This window comes from Klebsiella sp. V115_8 (assembly GCF_029967715.1).
In the GTDB taxonomy this organism is placed as follows: domain Bacteria; phylum Pseudomonadota; class Gammaproteobacteria; order Enterobacterales; family Enterobacteriaceae; genus Klebsiella; species Klebsiella quasipneumoniae.
The window spans coordinates 28,740-46,807 of record NZ_JASCAR010000038.1 but is presented as its reverse complement, the minus strand read 5'-3'; the positions used below and the strand labels follow the sequence as shown (position 1 = coordinate 46,807).

The window sequence follows — 18,068 nt, the reverse complement described above, 5'->3', positions numbered from 1 at the left end:
CGCAGAATGACGAAAAAAACGGTGACTCCTGTCACGAAGTGAAGTGGATTATCTCAGGAAATGGCCGGATGGTGGGGTTAGATGTTTCTCAATGGTTAAAAAGTAATTAAAAAAACTGCTGAAATGTGAATGTAATCGCTTTCCTGGAATAAAATTACGTAACTCTTTCAGCGAGAATCGATTCAACTCGTGAATAAATAAAAGTCAGGCACCGGGCGACAAACCACATCGCCGCCCGGTGCCTGAAGAAGAAGTGAGGATTAATGGACCTGCGGGTCGGCCGGAGAGGCGTTGTTACGGATCTCGGCGATGTCCATGGCGTTGAAGATATAGTGGTTACCGCAGTAGTCGCAGTGCATATCAATCTCGCCTTCGTCGGCAAGGATGCTATCTATCTCTTCGTCCGGCAGCGTCTTCAGCGCGCCGGCGCAGCGTTCGCGGGAGCAGGTGCACTTGAACTCCACGCTCTGCGGATCGTAGACCGTGACTTCTTCTTCATGGTACAGACGCCACAGCACATCGTTCGCCGGCAGGGTGAACAGCTCTTCCGCCTTGATGGTCTCGGTGAGCGTCGCCAGGTGTTCAAAGTCGGCAGTCTGGGCATCCTGGGCCGGCATCACCTGCAGCAGCATCCCGCCCGCCATCGGCTGGCCTTCATGTTCGCCGGTGCGGATGATAAGGCGCGTCGGCAGCTGCTCTGAACGCTGGAAGTAATCTTCCAGGCAGGCGGCCAGCGTATCGCCTTCCAGACCGACCACGCCCTGATAGCGCTCACCCTCTTCTGGGGAGATGGTAATGACCAGATAACCGTTGCCGACCATCGCTTTTAGATCCGCATCGTCCGCAATCTCGCCCTGCACGCGCGCGACGCCGCGCAGCTGCTGCTGGTTATTGCCGTTGATCACCGCCAGCTGTAAAGGCCCATCGCCCTGCAGCTGCACGGTAATGTCGCCGGCAAACTTCAGGGTCGCAGTCAGCAGACTGGTGGCGACCAGCAGCTCCGCCAGCACCGTTTTCACCGGCTGGGGATAAGTGTGATTCGCCAGAATCTGTTCCAGGGTTTCCGACACCGTCACCAGCTCGCCGCGCACGGCATAGTTTTCAAACAGATAACGATGTAATTGATCGTGTTGAGTCATAATCATCTCTCTTTCTGGCGCGAGTTACTCACTCTCGCCGTGTTTAAATCTCATCAGGTCGCGGCGCTCTTTCTTGTCCGGACGTCTGTCAGGGTGCGGCATGGTCAGGGCGTTCATTTTGCGCGCCAGGGCCATTTTTTCACGCTTCTCGATACTCTCCGCCGTCTCTTCATACAGGGTGACGGCTTCGCTTGCCGGGCGGCGCTGCTCGGTGATACCGACGATGCGCACCGTCCGCTCGTCGTTGCCCTGACGCAGCGTCAGCATGGCGTCCAGTTCGACGATTTTCCCTGGTTTGCTGCGTTGTCCGTTGTAATGCACCTTGCCGCCTTCAATCATCTCCCGCGCCAGCGCGCGGGTCTTGTAAAAGCGGGCGGCCCAAAGCCATTTATCCAGTCTGACGGTTTCGGCAGGCTTCTCTTTCATCGCCTCTCCTTCGGGGTAAGCGAAGGGATCAGTCGTCGGTAATCATTCAGCCCCGGATGGCGCAGATACTGCTTTTCCGCCAGCCCGGAGTCGGGATTGGTAATGCCCAGGCAGTAGCGAATGCCAAACTCCCTCGCGGCATCCAGAATCGCCTCGCTGTCGTCGACAAACAGCGTTTTATGCGCCTCAAGGCCGGTTTCCTCCGCCACGGCGCGCCACAGACGCTGATCCTCTTTCGGATAACCAAATGTGTGGGTGGAAAGTAATAAATCAAGGTGCGCATCCAGGCCGGTGTGTTTGAGTTTCACCGCCAGATTGTGGGGATGGGCATTGGTCAACAGAATACGTCGCTTACCGCTGGCCTTGAGCGCATCAAGGAACGGCACGGTATCCTCACGCAGCGTGGCGCGCGGACCCTGTTCGCTGGTCATCGCACAAATATCCAAACCCAGGCGCTCGCTCCAGTAATCCAGACAGTACCAGTTTAGCGTATGCTGCACGGCATGATACTCCTGGTGCATGGCCTCTTTCGCCTGTTGCAGATTGAGGCCGCGGGCGGCCCCCCAGGTTTCCGGCACCAGCGTTTGCCAGAAATAGTTATCGAAAGCGAGATCCAGGAGCGTGCCGTCCATATCCAGCAGAACGGTATCGACCTCCTGCCAGGCGATATCAAAATGCATGATGACTCTCCAGCGAGCGGGAAATGGGCGACAGGGTATCACACCCTGCCGCCGGGGAAATTAATCTTGCGGGTCAGACGAGGGGAGCAGCACCGGGTTCAGGCAGCTTTCGTAATATTTCTGAATTTCTTCCATACGCTGGCGATGGCGTTGATAACGACGCAGCGCCTGCACGCCGTGGTAAGCCATGCATCCCACCATCGACAGCAGCAGAAGAGTGATGCCCAGATAGCGCCACAGGCCGCTGCGGTCGGGAATGCGGTGCAGGTTGATATGCTGGGTGCCGTTGGCGTCAGTAAACAGATTGGTGACGATCCCTTCGGCGTGGAAGGGGGTATGCATCAGCATACCGGCCAGCCGCCGCAGTTCGCCCCATTGCTCATGCGCCGGGTAATCATACAGGCTTACCGCCGGCCACGGCTGATTGACCAGCACGCTGCCCTCGTCGCTGGCGATGAGGAAGCCGCCCGGGGCCGGGCTGTTGAGCGCCTGCGCCGCTCGCGAGGTTTCACGCATTACAAAGGGGGCGGTTGAGGTGGTCACCAGATTCTCCAGCGACTCGGCGCTGACTGGTCGCAGGAGCACGTTCACACCATCCAGTTTCCCGGCGGACGCGCGCTTGGTTAACGTCTCCCAGTTACGGGTATTGCCGAGATTAACCAGCGCGTTCTTCAGGCGCAGGCAATCATCGGCAGCCGAACAGAGATCGTTGGTTTTCTGAACGATATCGCCGAAATCATCCAGCAGCACCATGCCTGATTTTTGAATGGCGGAGCGCAGCGCCGGGCTGACGCGGGAGTCGTCGTCGGTTTCCGGGTGCAGCTGACGCTGGACGGACTCCATCAGGGCGGTCGCTTTGCTGACAATGTCAGACTCCGGCAGCGGCAGAGGAGGGGCATCGTTCCACACAATCTGCGAACAATCGAAAGGCAGGAACGGCGAATCCTCTTTGGCCGTCCAACTGCCCGGCGTGCGGATGTTGCACATCCCGGTACCGGTCAGGCGCAGCGTATCGCCAATGCGCACATGGGCCTTTTCCAGCTGGCTGACGGTCGTGGCTTCAATCGTCTGCGCCCCCTTCAGCCACGACAGGGTGAACTTAAACGGCATATTCAGCGGTACGCTGGCCCATAGCATGATCACCACCACAAGAGCGCCGGCGGCGATAATCGCGCTGCGCAGCCAGTACTGCAGCGGGAAATTTTTCACTTCATCATGAAGCGACAAGTAGCGTCCCTGACGGGCCACATGGCGGTTGAGATAGATATCAATATCGGTCTGCTGTCCGAGGTCCTGGGCGATCCAGGGCTGCCAGTGGCGCGGATAGATGAGATCGATAATGCCCAGCGAGATATTATTGATATGTTCCTGATCGTTTTCGCCGAACAGCCCCCAGCGCTTCGGGACGCCGCGCAGGCAGTGGATTTCGCGCAGCGCGGCGCGGCGCGGCGGGGCATAGATCCCCCACAGGCCGGCGGCGAGCAGCAGCAAACCGGCGGCTACCAGCCACGGGGTAAAGACGGCTGGCCCAATCAGGCTGAAATAAAAGAACAGGAAAGAGGCGACGATCAGGATCGCTTCCCGCAGACCGTCCGGGCGATTCAGGGCGTGCTCTTCCGGGCTTTCCCGCCGGATCTGCCGCAGCTCTACCTGTTCGCTCTCTTCGCCGCGAATCGAGGCCTGGGTGGCCGAGGCGCGTTCCAGAGCGTAGCTTTGCGCTTCCTGACGATAGTCGCTCAGGGTATGACCGTTAAGGGTGATAACCAGCGGCAGGCTGTCGGTGGGGATCAGCTCAACGCTGTTTTCATCGTTGATATGCTGTTCCCAGAACGGCGGCAGATGTACCTCCACCGAATCGAGAAAATAGCGCCATTTATTCGGCGCGTCGGTGGTGATCCCGTAGCGGGTGATAGCTCGCGTCAACCCATAGACGGTATCGCTCTGTTCGTTTAGCGCCAGAGCGACGGGCGCGCTGGTGGCGCCGGACGCGGGCACCTGCTGGGCGCGGCTCAGTTCGGCAAGATACTTTTCGATGGCCTGGCGCTCATCGGCAGGGAGCGGCCGCGTGGTGGCATCGCTAAAGGCGTGCAGTAGGGGGAGCCGGCGGCGTCTGGCGTGCGTGCGATACCACCATCCAATGAGCAATACGCAGATTAGCAGAGCTGTAAGGAATATCAGAAAGGTGCCCATGCCCATCCCATCATAGTTATATTTTTCTTACGAAATCGTCGGTGAACGTGAAGACTAACGTCAAGCTGCAGTGTTAGCGGCGCACCTGCTTGCAGGGTAGTGAATATGTCATGCAGCAGTGTATAAGCTTACCAAAAACGTTAAAGCGCAGAAATCGGTAAATTCTCAAACAGAATTCAAGCTATTGACTTTTTTATCTTTATTACTTTCACCTTTGCAGGGAAAAGGTTACAACTCTGTAAATAAGTGGCGATTTGGATTGCCGAAAGCGTGTTGCGTATCGCACAATGACTGCTTAATCACAGCATAGACCGATGACAATGAGCAAATCATTACAAAAACCCACCATTCTCAATGTTGAAACTGTCGCCCGTTCGCGCCTCTTTAATGTCGAAAGCGTCGATCTGGAATTCAGCAACGGTGTGCGTCGTGTTTATGAACGTATGCGGCCTTCCACCCGCGAAGCGGTAATGATTGTGCCGATTGTGGATGATCATATTATTTTGATTCGCGAGTATGCCGTCGGGACGGAATCCTACGAGCTGGGCTTCTCCAAAGGGCTGATTGATCCGGGTGAAACCGTGGATGAAGCGGCCAATCGCGAGCTGAAAGAAGAGGTTGGCTTCGGCGCCAATAAGCTGACGTTCCTGAAGAAGCTCAGTATGGCTCCCTCTTACTTCTCCAGCAAAATGAATATCCTGGTGGCGGAAGATCTCTATCCGGAGTCGCTGCCGGGCGATGAGCCTGAGCCGCTGCCGCAGGTGCGCTGGCCGCTGGCGCAGCTGATGTCGCTGCTGGATGAAGAAGATTTTAACGAGGCCCGCAACGTCAGCGCGCTGTTTTTAGTGCGGGAATGGCTGCAGGCCCAGGGGAGACTCTGAACGAGCGTTCACGCTAAGCAGCAATAAAAAAGCGCCCGCAGGCGCTTTTTTTGTCAGAACAGCTCGTGGGTTTCACCGCCGCCGTCCGTCAGGGTGGTGCCCACCTCATGGACCGCCTGCTGCGTGGGCTGGGTACCCTCAATAAAGTATTCCGCCCGGCTGTTGCCCCCGTTCGCCAGCTGACCGGTGCTGCGATCGATATTCACCGTGACGATTCCCGGCGGCGGCGTTAACGGCTCTTCCGCAACGCCTTCCAGCACGCTCTTCATAAAGCTGTCCCAGGCCGGTTGGGCGCTTTTGGCGCCGCCTTCGTAGCCGGAGATCTGATCTTTAATCGCCCCTGATGCGGTGGTCCGGCCAAGATCGCGACGATGATCGTCAAAGCCGATCCAAACCGAGGTCACCACGCCCGGCCCGTAGCCTGAGAACCAGGCGTCCTTCGAGCTGTTGGTGGTTCCGGTTTTGCCGCCGATGTCATGCCGCTGCAGATCCCGTCCGGCGCGCCAGCCGGTTCCCATCCAGCCCGGTTCGCCAAAGATGTTGCTGTTCAGCGCGCTCTTGATCAGGAAGGCCAGCGGGGTATTGATCACATGCGGCGCGTATTCCTGGGCGCCGCTCTGCGCCACCAGTGACTGATTGGCCTGCTCCAGCTGCGGCTGCGGCGGCACGTTGCCATTCTGCGGTTCCGTCGAGGTGGCGACATCTTCCACATCTTTGTTTTCCAGCACATTGGATTTTGGCGTATCGCCGTAAATCACCGGTAAATCACACTGCGGGCAGGCGATTTTCGGGCGCTCCTCGAAGAGGACCCCACCCTGATCATTCTCAATCTTACTGATAAAGAACGGGTTGACCAGGAAGCCGCCGTTGGCCATCACCGAATACCCGCGGGCGACCTGCAGAGGCGTAAAGGAGGCGGAGCCCAGCGCCAGCGATTCGGTGTGGACAATGTTTTGCGCCGGGAAACCAAAGCGCTGCAGATACTCGGCGGCATAGTCAACGCCCATGGCGCGCATGGCGCGCACCATTACCACGTTTTTCGACTGCCCCAGGCCCTGGCGTAAACGAATCGGACCGGCATACTGCGGCGGCGAGTTTTTCGGCCGCCAGTCGGAGCCGGCCCCGGCGTCCCAGCGCGAGATTGGCACATCGTTGAGCATGCTTGCCAGAGTTAAGCCTTTATCCATCGCAGCGGTGTAGAGGAACGGCTTGATGTTGGAGCCGACCTGGCGCAGCGCCTGGGTGGCGCGGTTAAACTTGCTCTGGTTGAAGTCAAACCCACCGACAAGGGCAATAATCGCGCCGTTTTGCGGGTTAATGGAGACCAGCGCCGAGTTGACGTCCGGGACCTGCGACAACCACCAGCTGTCACCCACTTTGCGAACCAAGATCTGCTGCCCGGCCTGCACGACGTCGTTGACTTTACGCGGAGTCGCTCCCTGCTGCGTATCGGAGATAAAGCGACGAGCCCAGCGCACGCCGTCCATCGTCAGTGAAACGGAGTCGCCGTTAGCCAACAGCGCGACGGCCTCCTGGGCATTCGCGGAGGTGACCACCGCAGGAGAAAGCGGGCCTAAGCCAGGCTGGCGCTTCAGGGCGTCGACGATCTTTTTCGCCTCCCACGGCGTTTCGCCGACCTTCCACAGCACGCTGGCCGGGCCGCGGTAGCCGTGACGCATATCGTAATCCAGCACGTTATTGCGGACCGCCTGCTGGGCCGCCTGCTGGTTTTTGCGGGTAATCGTGGTGTACACCCGGTAGCCATCTTCATAGGCCTGCTCGCCATAGCGATTCACCATCTCCTGGCGCACCATTTCGCTCAGATAAGGCGCTGAGAAGGCGATTTTCGGCGCGTGGTAGCTGGCGTCGATGGGTTCGCTGCGCGCTTCATCGTATTGCGCCTGGGTGATGTACCCCTCGCTCAGCATACGCGACAGCACCACGTTGCGACGGGCTGTGGCGCGATCCATCGAATAGAGCGGGTTAAAGGTGGACGGGGCTTTCGGCAGACCGGCAATCACCGCCATTTCGCTGAGGGTCAGCTGGTCGATAGGTTTGCCAAAATAGACCTGCGCCGCGGCGCCGACGCCATAGGCGCGGTAGCCGAGGTAAATCTTGTTCAGATACAGCTCAAGGATTTCATCTTTGTTCAGCAACTGCTCGATGCGGATGGCCAGAAAGGCCTCTTTAATCTTACGCATCAACGTCTTCTCGGGGCTGAGGAAGAAGTTACGCGCTAACTGCTGGGTGATGGTGCTGGCGCCCTGCGAGGCGTGGCCTGAGAACATCGCCACGCTGGCGGCGCGGAAAATACCCACCGGATCGACGCCGTGATGCTCATAGAAACGACTGTCTTCGGTGGCGATAAACGCTTTCACCAGCTCGGGGGGAATTTGCTGCAACGTTACAGGGATACGGCGCTTTTCGCCGTACTGCGCAATAAGCTCACCGTCGGCGCTATAGACCTGCATCGGGATCTGCAAACGCACATCCTTCAGGGTTGCGACGTCGGGGAGTTGCGGCTCTATGTATTTGTAGAGGCCAAAAATCGAGCCTGCTCCCAGCAGTACGCAACAGACTGCAAGGATCAATAGATACTTTACGAACTTCACCGGTGTTTTCCCATTTAGTTTTATTTGGGCAGTTTATAAACAAACGCGCGGTAGTATAAAGGCAAGCCAGGTGCATTGATATAGCCGGACAGTTTTGCCGGATAAGGAGATCGTAAGCATGGCTTTCAGAAACTGGCGGATCGGAATGCATATCCAACAGGATAGCATTGCCATTGTCGCGCTACTGCATGAGCGCTCACACTGGGCACTGCGCCGCTGGTGGCGCATTCCGCTGCCGCCAGGTCTGGTGCGGCAGGGGATGGTGGCGGACGTTAGCGCCCTCGGCTCACGGCTGGCCGCCTGGCGGCGGGAGCTACCGGCGCAGCATCAGATCAGTATCGCCTTTCCCGCGGCTCGCACGCTGCAAAAACGTCTGCCTTATCCCCAGTTCGCCCTGCGAGAGCGGGAACAGGCGACGTGGATAGCCAGCGCCATGACCCAGCAGCTGGCGATGCCCGCCTCCTCTCTATGTATTGATTATGCGCCCACCTCGCGGGATGACGGCTGGCAGGTGACGGCGGCGCAGCGGCTGGATATCAATGTTTTGCGGGAGCTGGCAGGGCGGCTGCGGCTGCGGGTGGCGGCCATCGTACCGGATGCCAGCGCGCTCGGCGCCTTTTTCCCCTGGGTGACGGCAGCAGATCAAGGCCTGGCGTGGCGGGATGAAAAGTACTGGCTATGGGCGACCCAGGAGGCCTGGGGCTGTGACGCCTGCGATGCGATAGGGTCCTTAAGCCAGCTGGCGGGGCAACTTCAGGTTCCTTTGCGCCTGTGCGCTGATGCGGGCGACGAGGGCAGTCGTTTTGATGTCTGGCAGGTGGTTCACCGCCGGCAGCCTCCGCTGCCAGCCGACGGCGATCGCTACGCCATTGCCCTTGGGCTGGCGCTGGGAGGCGGGCGCCATGACGCATGTCGTTAATCTTCTCCCCTGGCGTGACCTGCGTCGCCGCCAGCGCCTGCGCTACGCCCTGTTGTTAGCCACCGGTATCGTGCTGCTGGTGGGAACGACCCTGCAGGCGGGGCAAACAGCGGGTCTACAGCGCGACGCCCTGGCGAGGATCCACACGACAGCCGACGCATCGTTGCTCGCCTCGCTCAAACAGCGTGAACAGGCGATGCGCGAGGCATGGCAGCAGCATCAACGCCAGCGCGAGCAGCGCCAGCGCAGATCGACGATCGCCGCCTGGCAACCCCGACTAATGGCGCTCGCGGCAGGCCTGCCCGCTCAGGCATGGCTGACGCGGCTGGAGTACCAGGGGGCGCGCCTGACGCTGGATGGTCTGGCCCTCAACCTGCAGGCGCTGGCCCGGGTGGAGGCTGCTCTGGCCAGCGTCGCGGGATTCGCGCCGGCTAAAGCCGGCGGAACGCAGCGCGACGCCGAGGGGCGCTGGCGGTTCAGTTTTACCCTGTCGGGAGCGCGCGCCGATGCGGATTAACACCCGGCGCACCCGGGCGGGGCTGTTGATCCTGCTCGCGATGGGGCTGATGGGGGGCGGCGTGGCGCTCTGGCGCGATGCCCCCCAGCCGCTGGCGGCGCTGTCCCGCGATGGCGCTCTGCAAACGCAGTGGCGGCGGATCATGGCGCTGCGCATCCCCGGCGGTGAAAGTTCCGGGGAACGCATCGACAAGCAGCCGTTCTCGCCCATCGCCATTCCGCTCGCCGGCGCGAAGCTAATCGCCTGGCATCCGCAGGGGAGCGGCGGTGAGATGGCGCTGTCTCTCCCCTGGCCGACGGTACCCGCCCTGTTCTCATGGCTGGCGCGCTGCGGGATGAACCCGCGTTCGTTCTCGCTGGAGCGCGAGGGGCAGGCGCTGCGCATGCGGCTGCAGCTGGAGGCGGAAGATGGGCGGTAAATGCTGGATTTTGCTGTGGTTGCCGCTGTCGCTGCTGGCGGCCGGGCGCGATCCTTTCCTGCCGGTTGAAGATCCTTGCCGCACGGCGCAGCTGTCGCAATGGCGCTATGGCGGCGCGGCCGGCGATGGCGCAGGCTGGACGGGGTTTTTGCAGGACGGAAGCGGCATGTGGCGACGGGTACGCCTGGATGAGCAATTGCCCACGGGCTGGCGGGTGAGTCGGCTGACGGCCGGCGAGCTGGACATCGTCACGCCCCCGGGATGTGAACCGCCAGCGTGGCGCTGGCAACGTGAAGGAAAACAAGATGATGCGATGGATAAGCCTGCTGCTTCTGCTGCTACCGCTGGCGGTGGTCGCCGCGCGAAATGACAAGCCGGTTTCGCTGGTCGTTGACGACGCGCCAGTGGCCCAGGTGCTGCAAGCCCTGGCCGAAATGAACCATAAGAACCTCGTTGTCGCACCGGACGTCAGCGGCACGCTCTCCCTGCGCCTGCAGAAGGTCCCCTGGACCCAGGCGCTGCGGGCAGTGGCGGATAGCGCAGGCCTCTCTTTGCAACAGCAGGGGACGGTCATCTACGCGCATACGCAGGCCTGGCAAAAAGCCAATCTGGCGCAGCGCGAAGCTGAACAGGCGAAACGTCTGCAGAACCTGCCGCTGCTGGCGGAGAGCGTGACGCTGCACTATGCCGATGCCGAGGAGCTGGCTAAAAGCGGCGGTAAGTTGCTTAGCGCCCGGGGAAACCTGATGGCGGACAAGCGGACCAATCGGCTGCTGATCCGCGATGATGCGCGGCATCTGCCGGCGCTGAAGGCCTGGGCGCAGGAGATGGATCTGCCGGTCGGACAGGTGGAGCTGGCCGCCCATATCGTGTCGATGAGCGAAACCAGCCTGCGTGAACTGGGGGTGAAGTGGCGGCTGGCGGAGGCTGAAAGCACCCCGGGATCCGGGCACATCACCACCCTAAGCAGCGATGTGTCGGTCAACGATGCCAGCACCCGCGCAGGCTTTAACATCGGCAAAATTAACGGGCGCTTGCTTGAGCTGGAGCTTTCCGCGCTGGAGCGCAAGCAGCAGGTCGAGATTATCGCCAGTCCTCGTTTGCTCGCCTCCCATATGCAGCCCGCCAGCATCAAGCAGGGGAGCGAGATCCCCTATCAGGTCTCCAGTGGTGAAAGCGGCGCCACGTCGGTGGAGTTTAAAGAGGCGGTGCTGGGCATGGAGGTGACGCCGACGGTGCTGCAGCAGGGGAGAGTGCGGTTGAAGCTGCGAATAAGCGAGAACACGCCAGGCCAGGTGCTGAAGCAGGATAACGGCGAGGCGCTGGCCATTGATAAACAGGAGATCGAGACCCTGGTGGAAGTCCGCAGCGGCGAGACCCTGGCGTTGGGCGGCATCTTTTCGCAGAAAAACAAAACCGCCCGCGACAGCGTCCCGCTGCTTGGCGATATCCCGGTGCTGGGGCGTCTGTTTCGCCGCGACGGGAAAGATAATGAACGCCGTGAACTGGTTGTCTTTATTACGCCACGGATTCTGGCAGTACGTTAAGCAGGTTTTTCATGCTAAACACGTTTCAGGTGTTTGACGTGAGGACGGATTTAGCATACAAGGGGTACCGATTTGAGAGTCGGGTACGACATCAATCCTCCCTTTATTGTCCGGCGATTTTATTCAGTTGCCAAACCAGCCGGAGTATTGAGATAATTTTTAGTCTGACTCTCGCTCTATTGCATATGAGGTTTCAGTTCATGCCCTGCGGCGCTGGGTGTCTGCGAAGCGGGTTTATCATTAACGAATAGTCTTAGTAGTACCGAAAAAATGGCAGAGAAACGCAATATCTTTCTGGTTGGGCCTATGGGTGCCGGCAAAAGCACTATTGGGCGCCAGTTAGCCCAACAGCTCAACATGGAATTTTACGATTCTGATCAAGAGATTGAGAAACGCACTGGCGCTGATGTGGGCTGGGTCTTCGATGTTGAAGGCGAAGAAGGCTTCCGCGACCGTGAAGAAAAAATTATCAATGAGTTGACGGAAAAACAGGGGATTGTGCTGGCGACTGGCGGCGGCTCTGTAAAATCCCGTGAAACGCGTAACCGTCTCTCCGCCCGCGGCGTGGTGGTCTACCTGGAAACAACGATCGAGAAGCAGTTGGCCCGTACGCAGCGTGATAAAAAGCGTCCTTTGCTACAAGTCGATGCGCCGCCTCGTGAAGTACTGGAAGCGCTGGCTGACGAGCGTAACCCGCTGTATGAAGAGATCGCCGATGTGACTATCCGCACAGACGATCAGAGTGCGAAAGTCGTCGCGAACCAGATTATTCATATGCTGGAAAGCAACTGATTCTGGCTTAATAAAAGTGCGTCAGAGTAAAAGTCATTGAGGTGGATGTCGCGTTATGGAGAGGCTTACTGTTACCCTCGGGGAACGTAGTTACCCGATTACCATCGCGGCTGGTTTGTTTAACGATCCAGCTTCCTTCCTGCCACTCAAGTCGGGCGACCAGGCTATGCTGGTCACCAACGAAACGCTGGCGCCGCTTTATCTGGATACCGTCCGCTCTGCGCTGGAGCAGGCAGGGGTCAACGTTGACAGCGTGATCCTGCCCGACGGCGAGCAGTATAAAAGCCTGGCGGTGATGGATACCGTATTTACCGCGCTGTTACAAAAACCCCATGGCCGCGACACCACGCTGGTGGCGCTCGGCGGCGGTGTTATCGGTGATTTAACCGGTTTCGCCGCGGCAAGCTATCAGCGCGGCGTGCGTTTTATCCAGGTCCCTACCACCTTGCTGTCGCAGGTCGACTCGTCGGTCGGCGGCAAAACCGCAGTGAACCACCCTCTCGGCAAAAACATGATTGGCGCCTTCTGGCAGCCGGTTTCCGTGGTGGTTGATCTTAACTGTCTGAAGACGCTTCCGAAACGCGAACTCGCTTCCGGACTGGCTGAGGTCATCAAGTATGGGGTGATCCTCGACGGCGCATTCTTCAGCTGGCTGGAAAACAACATTGATGCCCTGCTGGCGCTGGATGAAAAGGCCATGGCGTACTGCATTCGCCGTTGCTGTGAGCTGAAAGCGGAAGTTGTGGCTGCCGACGAGCGTGAAACCGGGTTACGTGCTTTACTCAATCTTGGACATACCTTCGGCCATGCTATCGAGGCTGAAATGGGCTACGGTAACTGGCTGCACGGCGAAGCGGTGGCGGCAGGTATGGTGATGGCGGCGCATACGTCCGAGCGGCTGGGGCAGTTCCGCTCGCAGGATACTCAGCGCCTTATCGATCTGCTCAAGCGTGCAGGTTTACCGGTACGCGGCCCGCAGGAAATGAGTGCGCAGGCGTATTTGCCCCATATGATGCGCGATAAGAAAGTACTGGCTGGCGAAATGCGGCTGGTGCTCCCGCTCGCAATAGGAAGCAGCGAGCTGCGCGGCGGAGTGCCGCATGATGTGGTTCTTGGCGCGATTGCTGATACTCAGCAGGCGCAACAATAAGAAGGTCTGGCCGCGTTCGCGCGGCGTTATCATTTCGGGTGATGTGCAATAATCGTGAGCATAAGCCTTTTAGTGGGGTGTTAAATGGATGATTTCAAACCAGAAGACGATATGAAAGCCGATCGCAACGATCGTCGTGCTGGTCGTTCCCGTCAGTCTTCCGAGCGTGATGCCGATCCGCAGATCAATTTTGACGATGTTGATCTTGATGCCGATGAAGGCCGTCCGACGCGCGCCGGCAAGGCCCGTCGTGAGCGTGAAGAGGAAGAGTTCGAAGAAGAACTGGATGCGGAAGATGAGGAGATGCTCGAAGAGCAGCCTGTAGAGCGTCGTCCGCGTAAGCGTAAAAAAGCGCCGGCGAAACCCGCTTCCCGCCAGTACATCATGATGGGCGTGGGGATTCTGGTGCTGTTGCTGTTAATCGTAGGTATCGGTTCCGCGCTGAAATCGCCATCTTCGTCCAGCCAGCAGACCGCTTCCGGCGAGAAGAGCATTAATCTGTCTGACGACCAGTCCGCCAGCACGCCAGCTGCCGGCCAGGATCAGACAGCCGCCAATACCACCACACAGCAGGACGTCACGGTACCGCCTATTGCCGCGAACCCGACCCAGGGCCAGGCAGCGGCAGAGCCGCAGGGCCAGCAGCGTGTTGAAGTTCAGGGCGATCTGAATAACGCGCTGACCCAGCAGCAGGGCCAGCTGGACGGCGCCGTAGCTAACTCGACGCTGCCAACTGAACCGGCAACCGTCGCTCCGATCCGTAATGGCGCCAGTGGCGCTGCGGCGCCGCGCCAGACGACCGAACGTCAGACGGCTGCAACGCCGCGTCCGGCCGAGCGTAAGCACACCGTCATCGAAGCGAAGCCGCAGCCGAAACCACAGGCGGTGGCGAAAGCGCCGGTAGAAACGAAACCGGTCCAGCCGAAGCATGTTGAAAGCGCGGCCACTACCGCTCCGGCGAAAACGACCGTCAGCGAAAGTAAACCGGCAGCCACCGCGCAGAGCAAACCAGCCACGACCGCGACGACCGCAGCGCCAGCCGCAACGGCAGCCGCGGCAGCGCCGGCGACGAAGAGCGGTAAAACGGCAGGTGACGTCAGCTCGATGAAATCTGCGCCGTCGGGTAACTATACCCTGCAGCTCAGCAGCTCCTCTAACTATGAAAACCTGAACAACTGGGCGAAGAAAGAGAAGCTGGACAGATATGTTGTCTATGAAACGTCGCGTAACGGCCAACCGTGGTACGTGCTGGTGAGCGGTATCTATTCATCGAAAGATGAAGCGAAACGCGCGGTCACCTCGCTGCCGCCGGACGTGCAGGCGAAAAATCCATGGGCAAAACCACTGCATCAGGTTCAGGCTGATCTGAAATAATGCCGTGGGGTAGTCTTAAGCGCAGGATGCTGTCGGAGCTTTCTCCACAGCCGGAGAATGTGTAATTAGTTAGGCAGCATGAAAAAGAATCGCGCTTTTCTAAAGTGGGCAGGGGGGAAGTACCCCCTGCTTGACGATATTAAAAAGCATTTGCCGGAAGGTGAGTGCTTAATCGAGCCCTTTGTGGGCGCCGGGTCGGTATTTCTCAATACCGACTTTTCTCGTTATATCCTCGCGGATATCAACAGTGATTTAATCGGCCTGTACAACATCGTCAAATTGCGCACCGACGAGTATGTCGCTGCCGCCCGCGAGATGTTTACCCCGGAAAACAACGTCGCTGAGCGCTACTACCAGTACCGAGATGAATTCAACCAGAGCCAGGATCCGCTGCGTCGCGCGGTGCTGTTCCTGTATCTGAACCGTCACGGCTACAACGGCCTGTGTCGCTACAATTTGCGCGGCGAATTCAATGTGCCGTTTGGCCGCTATAAGAAGCCCTATTTCCCCGAGGCTGAGCTCTATCATTTTGCCGACAAGGCGCAAAACGCTGAGTTTTACTGCGAATCTTATGAAGAGTGCATGCAGCGTGCGGATAGCCGCACGGTGGTGTATTGCGATCCGCCCTATGCGCCATTGACGGCGACGGCGAACTTTACCGCCTACCACACCAACAGCTTCAACCTGGAGCAACAGGTGCTGCTGGCGCAAAAGGCGGAATCGCTGATGAAGAAACGGATCCCGGTGCTGATTTCCAACCACCGCACGCCGTTGACGCAGGAGTGGTATAAAAACGCGGCAGAAACGCATATTGTGAAGGTTCGGCGCAGCATCAGCAGCAACGGTGGTACGCGTAAAAAGGTGGACGAGCTCTTAGCGCTCTACCGTCCGCCTAAGACCAAATAAATTTCAAGGAGATGCGGATGAAGCAGTATTTGATTGCCCCTTCGATTCTGTCGGCTGATTTTGCCCGTCTGGGTGAGGATACCGCGAAGGCGCTGGCGGCGGGTGCGGATGTCGTGCACTTCGACGTCATGGACAACCACTACGTGCCGAACCTGACGATTGGCCCGATGGTGCTGAAGTCGCTGCGTAACTACGGTATTACCGCGCCGATCGACGTCCACCTGATGGTGAAGCCGGTCGACCGCATCATTCCTGATTTTGCCGAAGCTGGCGCCAGCATCATCACCTTCCACCCGGAAGCCTCCGAACACGTCGACCGCAGCCTGCAGCTTATCAAAGAGCACGGCTGTAAAGCGGGCCTGGTGTTTAACCCCGCGACGCCGCTGAGCTATCTCGATTACGTGATGGATAAGCTGGACGTGATCCTGCTGATGTCGGTTAACCCGGGCTTTGGCGGCCAGTCCTTTATTCCGCAGACGCTGGATAAACTGCGTGAAGTGCGCCAGCGCATCGATGCGTCCGGCTACGATATTCGCCTGGAAGTGGATGGCGGAGTGAAAGCGAGCAATATCGGCGAAATCGCCGCGGCGGGTGCGGATATGTTCGTTGCCGGTTCGGCGATCTTCGGCCAGCCGGACTACAAGAAAGTCATTGATCACATGCGTAATGAATTAGCGAAGGTAAGTCATGGATAAATTACAGGCGATCCGCGGCATCGCGTTTGATCTCGACGGCACGCTGGTGGACAGCGCGCCGGGTCTGACCGCCGCCGTTGATAACGCCCTCTACGCCCTGGAGCTGCCGGTGGCGGGAGAAGAACGCGTCGTGACCTGGATCGGCAACGGCGCCGATGTTCTGATGGAGCGGGCGCTGACCTGGGCTCGTCAGGAGCGTGCAACGTTACGTGCGGCGATGGGCAAGCCTTCCGTCGACGATCATGATATTCCGCAAGACGAACAGCTGCGCATTTTGCGTAAACTGTTTGACCGCTATTACGCCGAAGCGGCGGAAGAGGGCAGTTTCCTGTTTCCGGCAGTGGCCGATACGCTCGGCGCGCTGCAGGCCAAAGGCCTGCCGCTGGCGCTGGTGACCAATAAGCCGACGCCGTTCGTCGCCCCGCTGCTGGACGCGCTCGATATTGCGAAATACTTTACCGTGGTGATCGGCGGCGATGACGTACAGAACAAAAAGCCGCATCCGGAACCGCTGCTGCTGGTGGCGCAAAAGCTCGGCCTGACGCCGGAGGCGCTGCTGTTCGTCGGCGATTCCCGTAATGATATTCAGGCGGCCAAAGCGGCAGGCTGCTGCTCTGTTGGCCTGACCTACGGCTATAACTATGGCGAACCGCTTGCGCTGAGCGAGCCGGACTATCTCTTCGACCAGTTTAATGAACTCTTACCCGCTCTCGGGTTACCGCACAGTGAAACTCAGGAATTGAAACATGACTAAGCCCATCGTTTTTAGTGGCGCACAGCCCTCAGGTGAACTGACCATTGGCAACTACATGGGTGCGCTGCGTCAGTGGGTAAACATGCAGGACGATTACCACTGCATCTATTGCATCGTGGACCAGCACGCCATCACCGTGCGCCAGGATCCGCAGCAGCTGCGTAAGGCGACGCTGGACACCCTGGCGCTGTATCTGGCCTGCGGCATCGACCCGCAGAAAAGCACTATTTTCGTTCAGTCTCACGTGCCGGAACATGCCCAGTTAGGCTGGGCGCTGAACTGCTACACCTATTTCGGCGAACTGAGCCGCATGACCCAGTTTAAAGACAAGTCCGCGCGCTACGCGGAGAACATCAACGCCGGTCTGTTTGATTATCCGGTACTGATGGCCGCTGACATTCTGCTGTACCAGACCAACCAGGTTCCGGTGGGCGAAGATCAGAAACAGCACCTTGAACTGAGCCGCGATATCGCCCAGCGTTTTAACGCCATCTACGGCGATATTTTTAAAGTGCCTGAGCCGTTTATCCCTAAATCCGGCGCGCGCGTGATGTCGCTGCTGGAGCCGACGAAAAAGATGTCCAAGTCCGACGACAACCGCAACAACGTCATCGGCCTGCTGGAAGACCCGAAATCGGTGGTCAAGAAGATCAAACGTGCGGTCACCGACTCCGACGAGCCGCCGGTGGTGCGCTACGACCTGAAAGAGAAAGCGGGCGTCTCCAACCTGCTGGATATCCTCTCCGCGGTCACCGGGAAAACCATTCCTGAGCTGGAGCAGCATTTCGAAGGCAAAATGTATGGCCACCTGAAAGGCGAAGTCGCCGAAGCGGTATCGGGCATGCTGATTGACCTGCAGGAGCGCTATCACCGTTTCCGTAACGACGAAGCGTTTCTCAATCAGGTGATGAAGGACGGCGCAGAAAAGGCCAGCGCGCGGGCTTCTCAAACTCTGAAAGCGGTATACGAAGCGATTGGCTTTGTCGCCAAGCCGTAAGCGACGCAACAGCTAAAAAGGGCGGGATTATCCCGCCCTTTTTTATGCCTGTCGTTCACGCCGTCAGGCGA

General features: G+C 58.8%; 18 protein-coding genes. 13 read left to right on the top strand and 5 right to left on the bottom strand.

The window, feature by feature from the left end; all coding sequences use genetic code 11:
• Positions 1-260: 260 nt before the first annotated feature.
• The 4 genes from hslO to QLG03_RS17530 are packed head-to-tail and all read right to left on the bottom strand — an operon-like array spanning position 261 to position 4,435.
• Complete coding sequence (gene hslO, locus QLG03_RS17545; RefSeq protein WP_017899960.1) at positions 261-1,145, bottom strand: Hsp33 family molecular chaperone HslO; 885 nt, start codon at positions 1,143-1,145, stop codon at positions 261-263.
• A gap of 18 nt (positions 1,146-1,163) precedes the next feature.
• Positions 1,164-1,565 carry a ribosome-associated heat shock protein Hsp15 gene (gene hslR, locus QLG03_RS17540; RefSeq protein WP_023291201.1) on the bottom strand — a complete coding sequence of 134 codons (402 nt, stop codon included), beginning with the start codon at positions 1,563-1,565 and terminating at the stop codon, positions 1,164-1,166.
• Positions 1,562-2,245 (bottom strand): GMP/IMP nucleotidase, encoded by a 684-nt coding sequence (gene yrfG / locus QLG03_RS17535; RefSeq protein WP_004202162.1) that lies wholly within the window; start codon positions 2,243-2,245, stop codon positions 1,562-1,564. Before yrfG ends, hslR begins: the two co-directional genes overlap by 4 nt.
• Positions 2,246-2,305: 60 nt before the next feature.
• Positions 2,306-4,435, bottom strand: coding sequence for an intracellular growth attenuator family protein (locus QLG03_RS17530; RefSeq protein WP_023291200.1), 2,130 nt, complete (start codon positions 4,433-4,435; stop codon positions 2,306-2,308).
• Positions 4,436-4,755: 320 nt separating this feature from the next.
• Here QLG03_RS17530 and nudE point away from each other — a divergent pair, with 320 nt between their 5' ends.
• Positions 4,756-5,316 (top strand): ADP compounds hydrolase NudE, encoded by a 561-nt coding sequence (gene nudE, locus QLG03_RS17525; protein WP_004202164.1) that lies wholly within the window; start codon positions 4,756-4,758, stop codon positions 5,314-5,316.
• A gap of 53 nt (positions 5,317-5,369) precedes the next feature.
• Here the strand turns inward: nudE and mrcA are convergent, their stop codons facing one another.
• Entirely contained in the window at positions 5,370-7,928 is a 2,559-nt protein-coding gene (gene mrcA, locus QLG03_RS17520) for a peptidoglycan glycosyltransferase/peptidoglycan DD-transpeptidase MrcA (protein WP_255989217.1), read from the bottom strand.
• 118 nt (positions 7,929-8,046) lie between these two features.
• On the opposite strand from mrcA, the gene QLG03_RS17515 reads away from it, so the two are divergent.
• The 12 genes from QLG03_RS17515 (at position 8,047) to trpS (ending at position 17,997) form a co-directional block, all read left to right on the top strand.
• Positions 8,047-8,847, top strand: coding sequence for a pilus assembly protein (locus tag QLG03_RS17515; RefSeq protein ID WP_110238275.1), 801 nt, complete (start codon positions 8,047-8,049; stop codon positions 8,845-8,847).
• Entirely contained in the window at positions 8,831-9,364 is a 534-nt protein-coding gene (locus QLG03_RS17510; RefSeq protein WP_255989215.1) for a PilN domain-containing protein, read from the top strand. The genes QLG03_RS17515 and QLG03_RS17510 overlap by 17 nt, the downstream gene beginning before the upstream one ends.
• On the top strand, positions 9,354-9,782 hold the full coding sequence (locus QLG03_RS17505; protein ID WP_110238276.1) for a pilus assembly protein PilO: 429 nt from the start codon (positions 9,354-9,356) through the stop codon (positions 9,780-9,782). The genes QLG03_RS17510 and QLG03_RS17505 overlap by 11 nt, the downstream gene beginning before the upstream one ends.
• On the top strand, positions 9,772-10,152 hold the full coding sequence (locus QLG03_RS17500) for a HofP DNA utilization family protein (RefSeq protein ID WP_023291194.1): 381 nt from the start codon (positions 9,772-9,774) through the stop codon (positions 10,150-10,152). The genes QLG03_RS17505 and QLG03_RS17500 overlap by 11 nt, the downstream gene beginning before the upstream one ends.
• Entirely contained in the window at positions 10,088-11,329 is a 1,242-nt protein-coding gene (gene hofQ, locus QLG03_RS17495; RefSeq protein WP_032429004.1) for a DNA uptake porin HofQ, read from the top strand. Before QLG03_RS17500 ends, hofQ begins: the two co-directional genes overlap by 65 nt.
• Before the next feature lie 270 nt (positions 11,330-11,599).
• Positions 11,600-12,121 (top strand): shikimate kinase AroK, encoded by a 522-nt coding sequence (gene aroK / locus QLG03_RS17490; RefSeq protein WP_002920267.1) that lies wholly within the window; start codon positions 11,600-11,602, stop codon positions 12,119-12,121.
• 55 nt (positions 12,122-12,176) lie between these two features.
• Positions 12,177-13,271, top strand: a complete 1,095-nt coding sequence (gene aroB / locus QLG03_RS17485; protein ID WP_023291192.1) for a 3-dehydroquinate synthase — start codon at positions 12,177-12,179, stop codon at positions 13,269-13,271.
• An 84-nt stretch (positions 13,272-13,355) separates the two neighbouring features.
• On the top strand, positions 13,356-14,645 hold the full coding sequence (gene damX, locus QLG03_RS17480; RefSeq protein WP_282473662.1) for a cell division protein DamX: 1,290 nt from the start codon (positions 13,356-13,358) through the stop codon (positions 14,643-14,645).
• A gap of 78 nt (positions 14,646-14,723) precedes the next feature.
• Entirely contained in the window at positions 14,724-15,551 is an 828-nt protein-coding gene (gene dam / locus QLG03_RS17475) for an adenine-specific DNA-methyltransferase (RefSeq protein ID WP_004202178.1), read from the top strand.
• A gap of 17 nt (positions 15,552-15,568) precedes the next feature.
• A complete protein-coding gene (gene rpe / locus QLG03_RS17470) occupies positions 15,569-16,246 on the top strand; it encodes a ribulose-phosphate 3-epimerase (RefSeq protein WP_023291190.1) in 678 nt (225 codons plus the stop codon).
• Complete coding sequence (gene gph, locus QLG03_RS17465; RefSeq protein ID WP_023291189.1) at positions 16,239-17,000, top strand: phosphoglycolate phosphatase; 762 nt, start codon at positions 16,239-16,241, stop codon at positions 16,998-17,000. The genes rpe and gph overlap by 8 nt, the downstream gene beginning before the upstream one ends.
• Positions 16,993-17,997 carry a tryptophan--tRNA ligase gene (gene trpS / locus QLG03_RS17460; RefSeq protein WP_002920253.1) on the top strand — a complete coding sequence of 335 codons (1,005 nt, stop codon included), beginning with the start codon at positions 16,993-16,995 and terminating at the stop codon, positions 17,995-17,997. Before gph ends, trpS begins: the two co-directional genes overlap by 8 nt.
• The last annotated feature ends 71 nt before the right edge of the window (positions 17,998-18,068 follow it).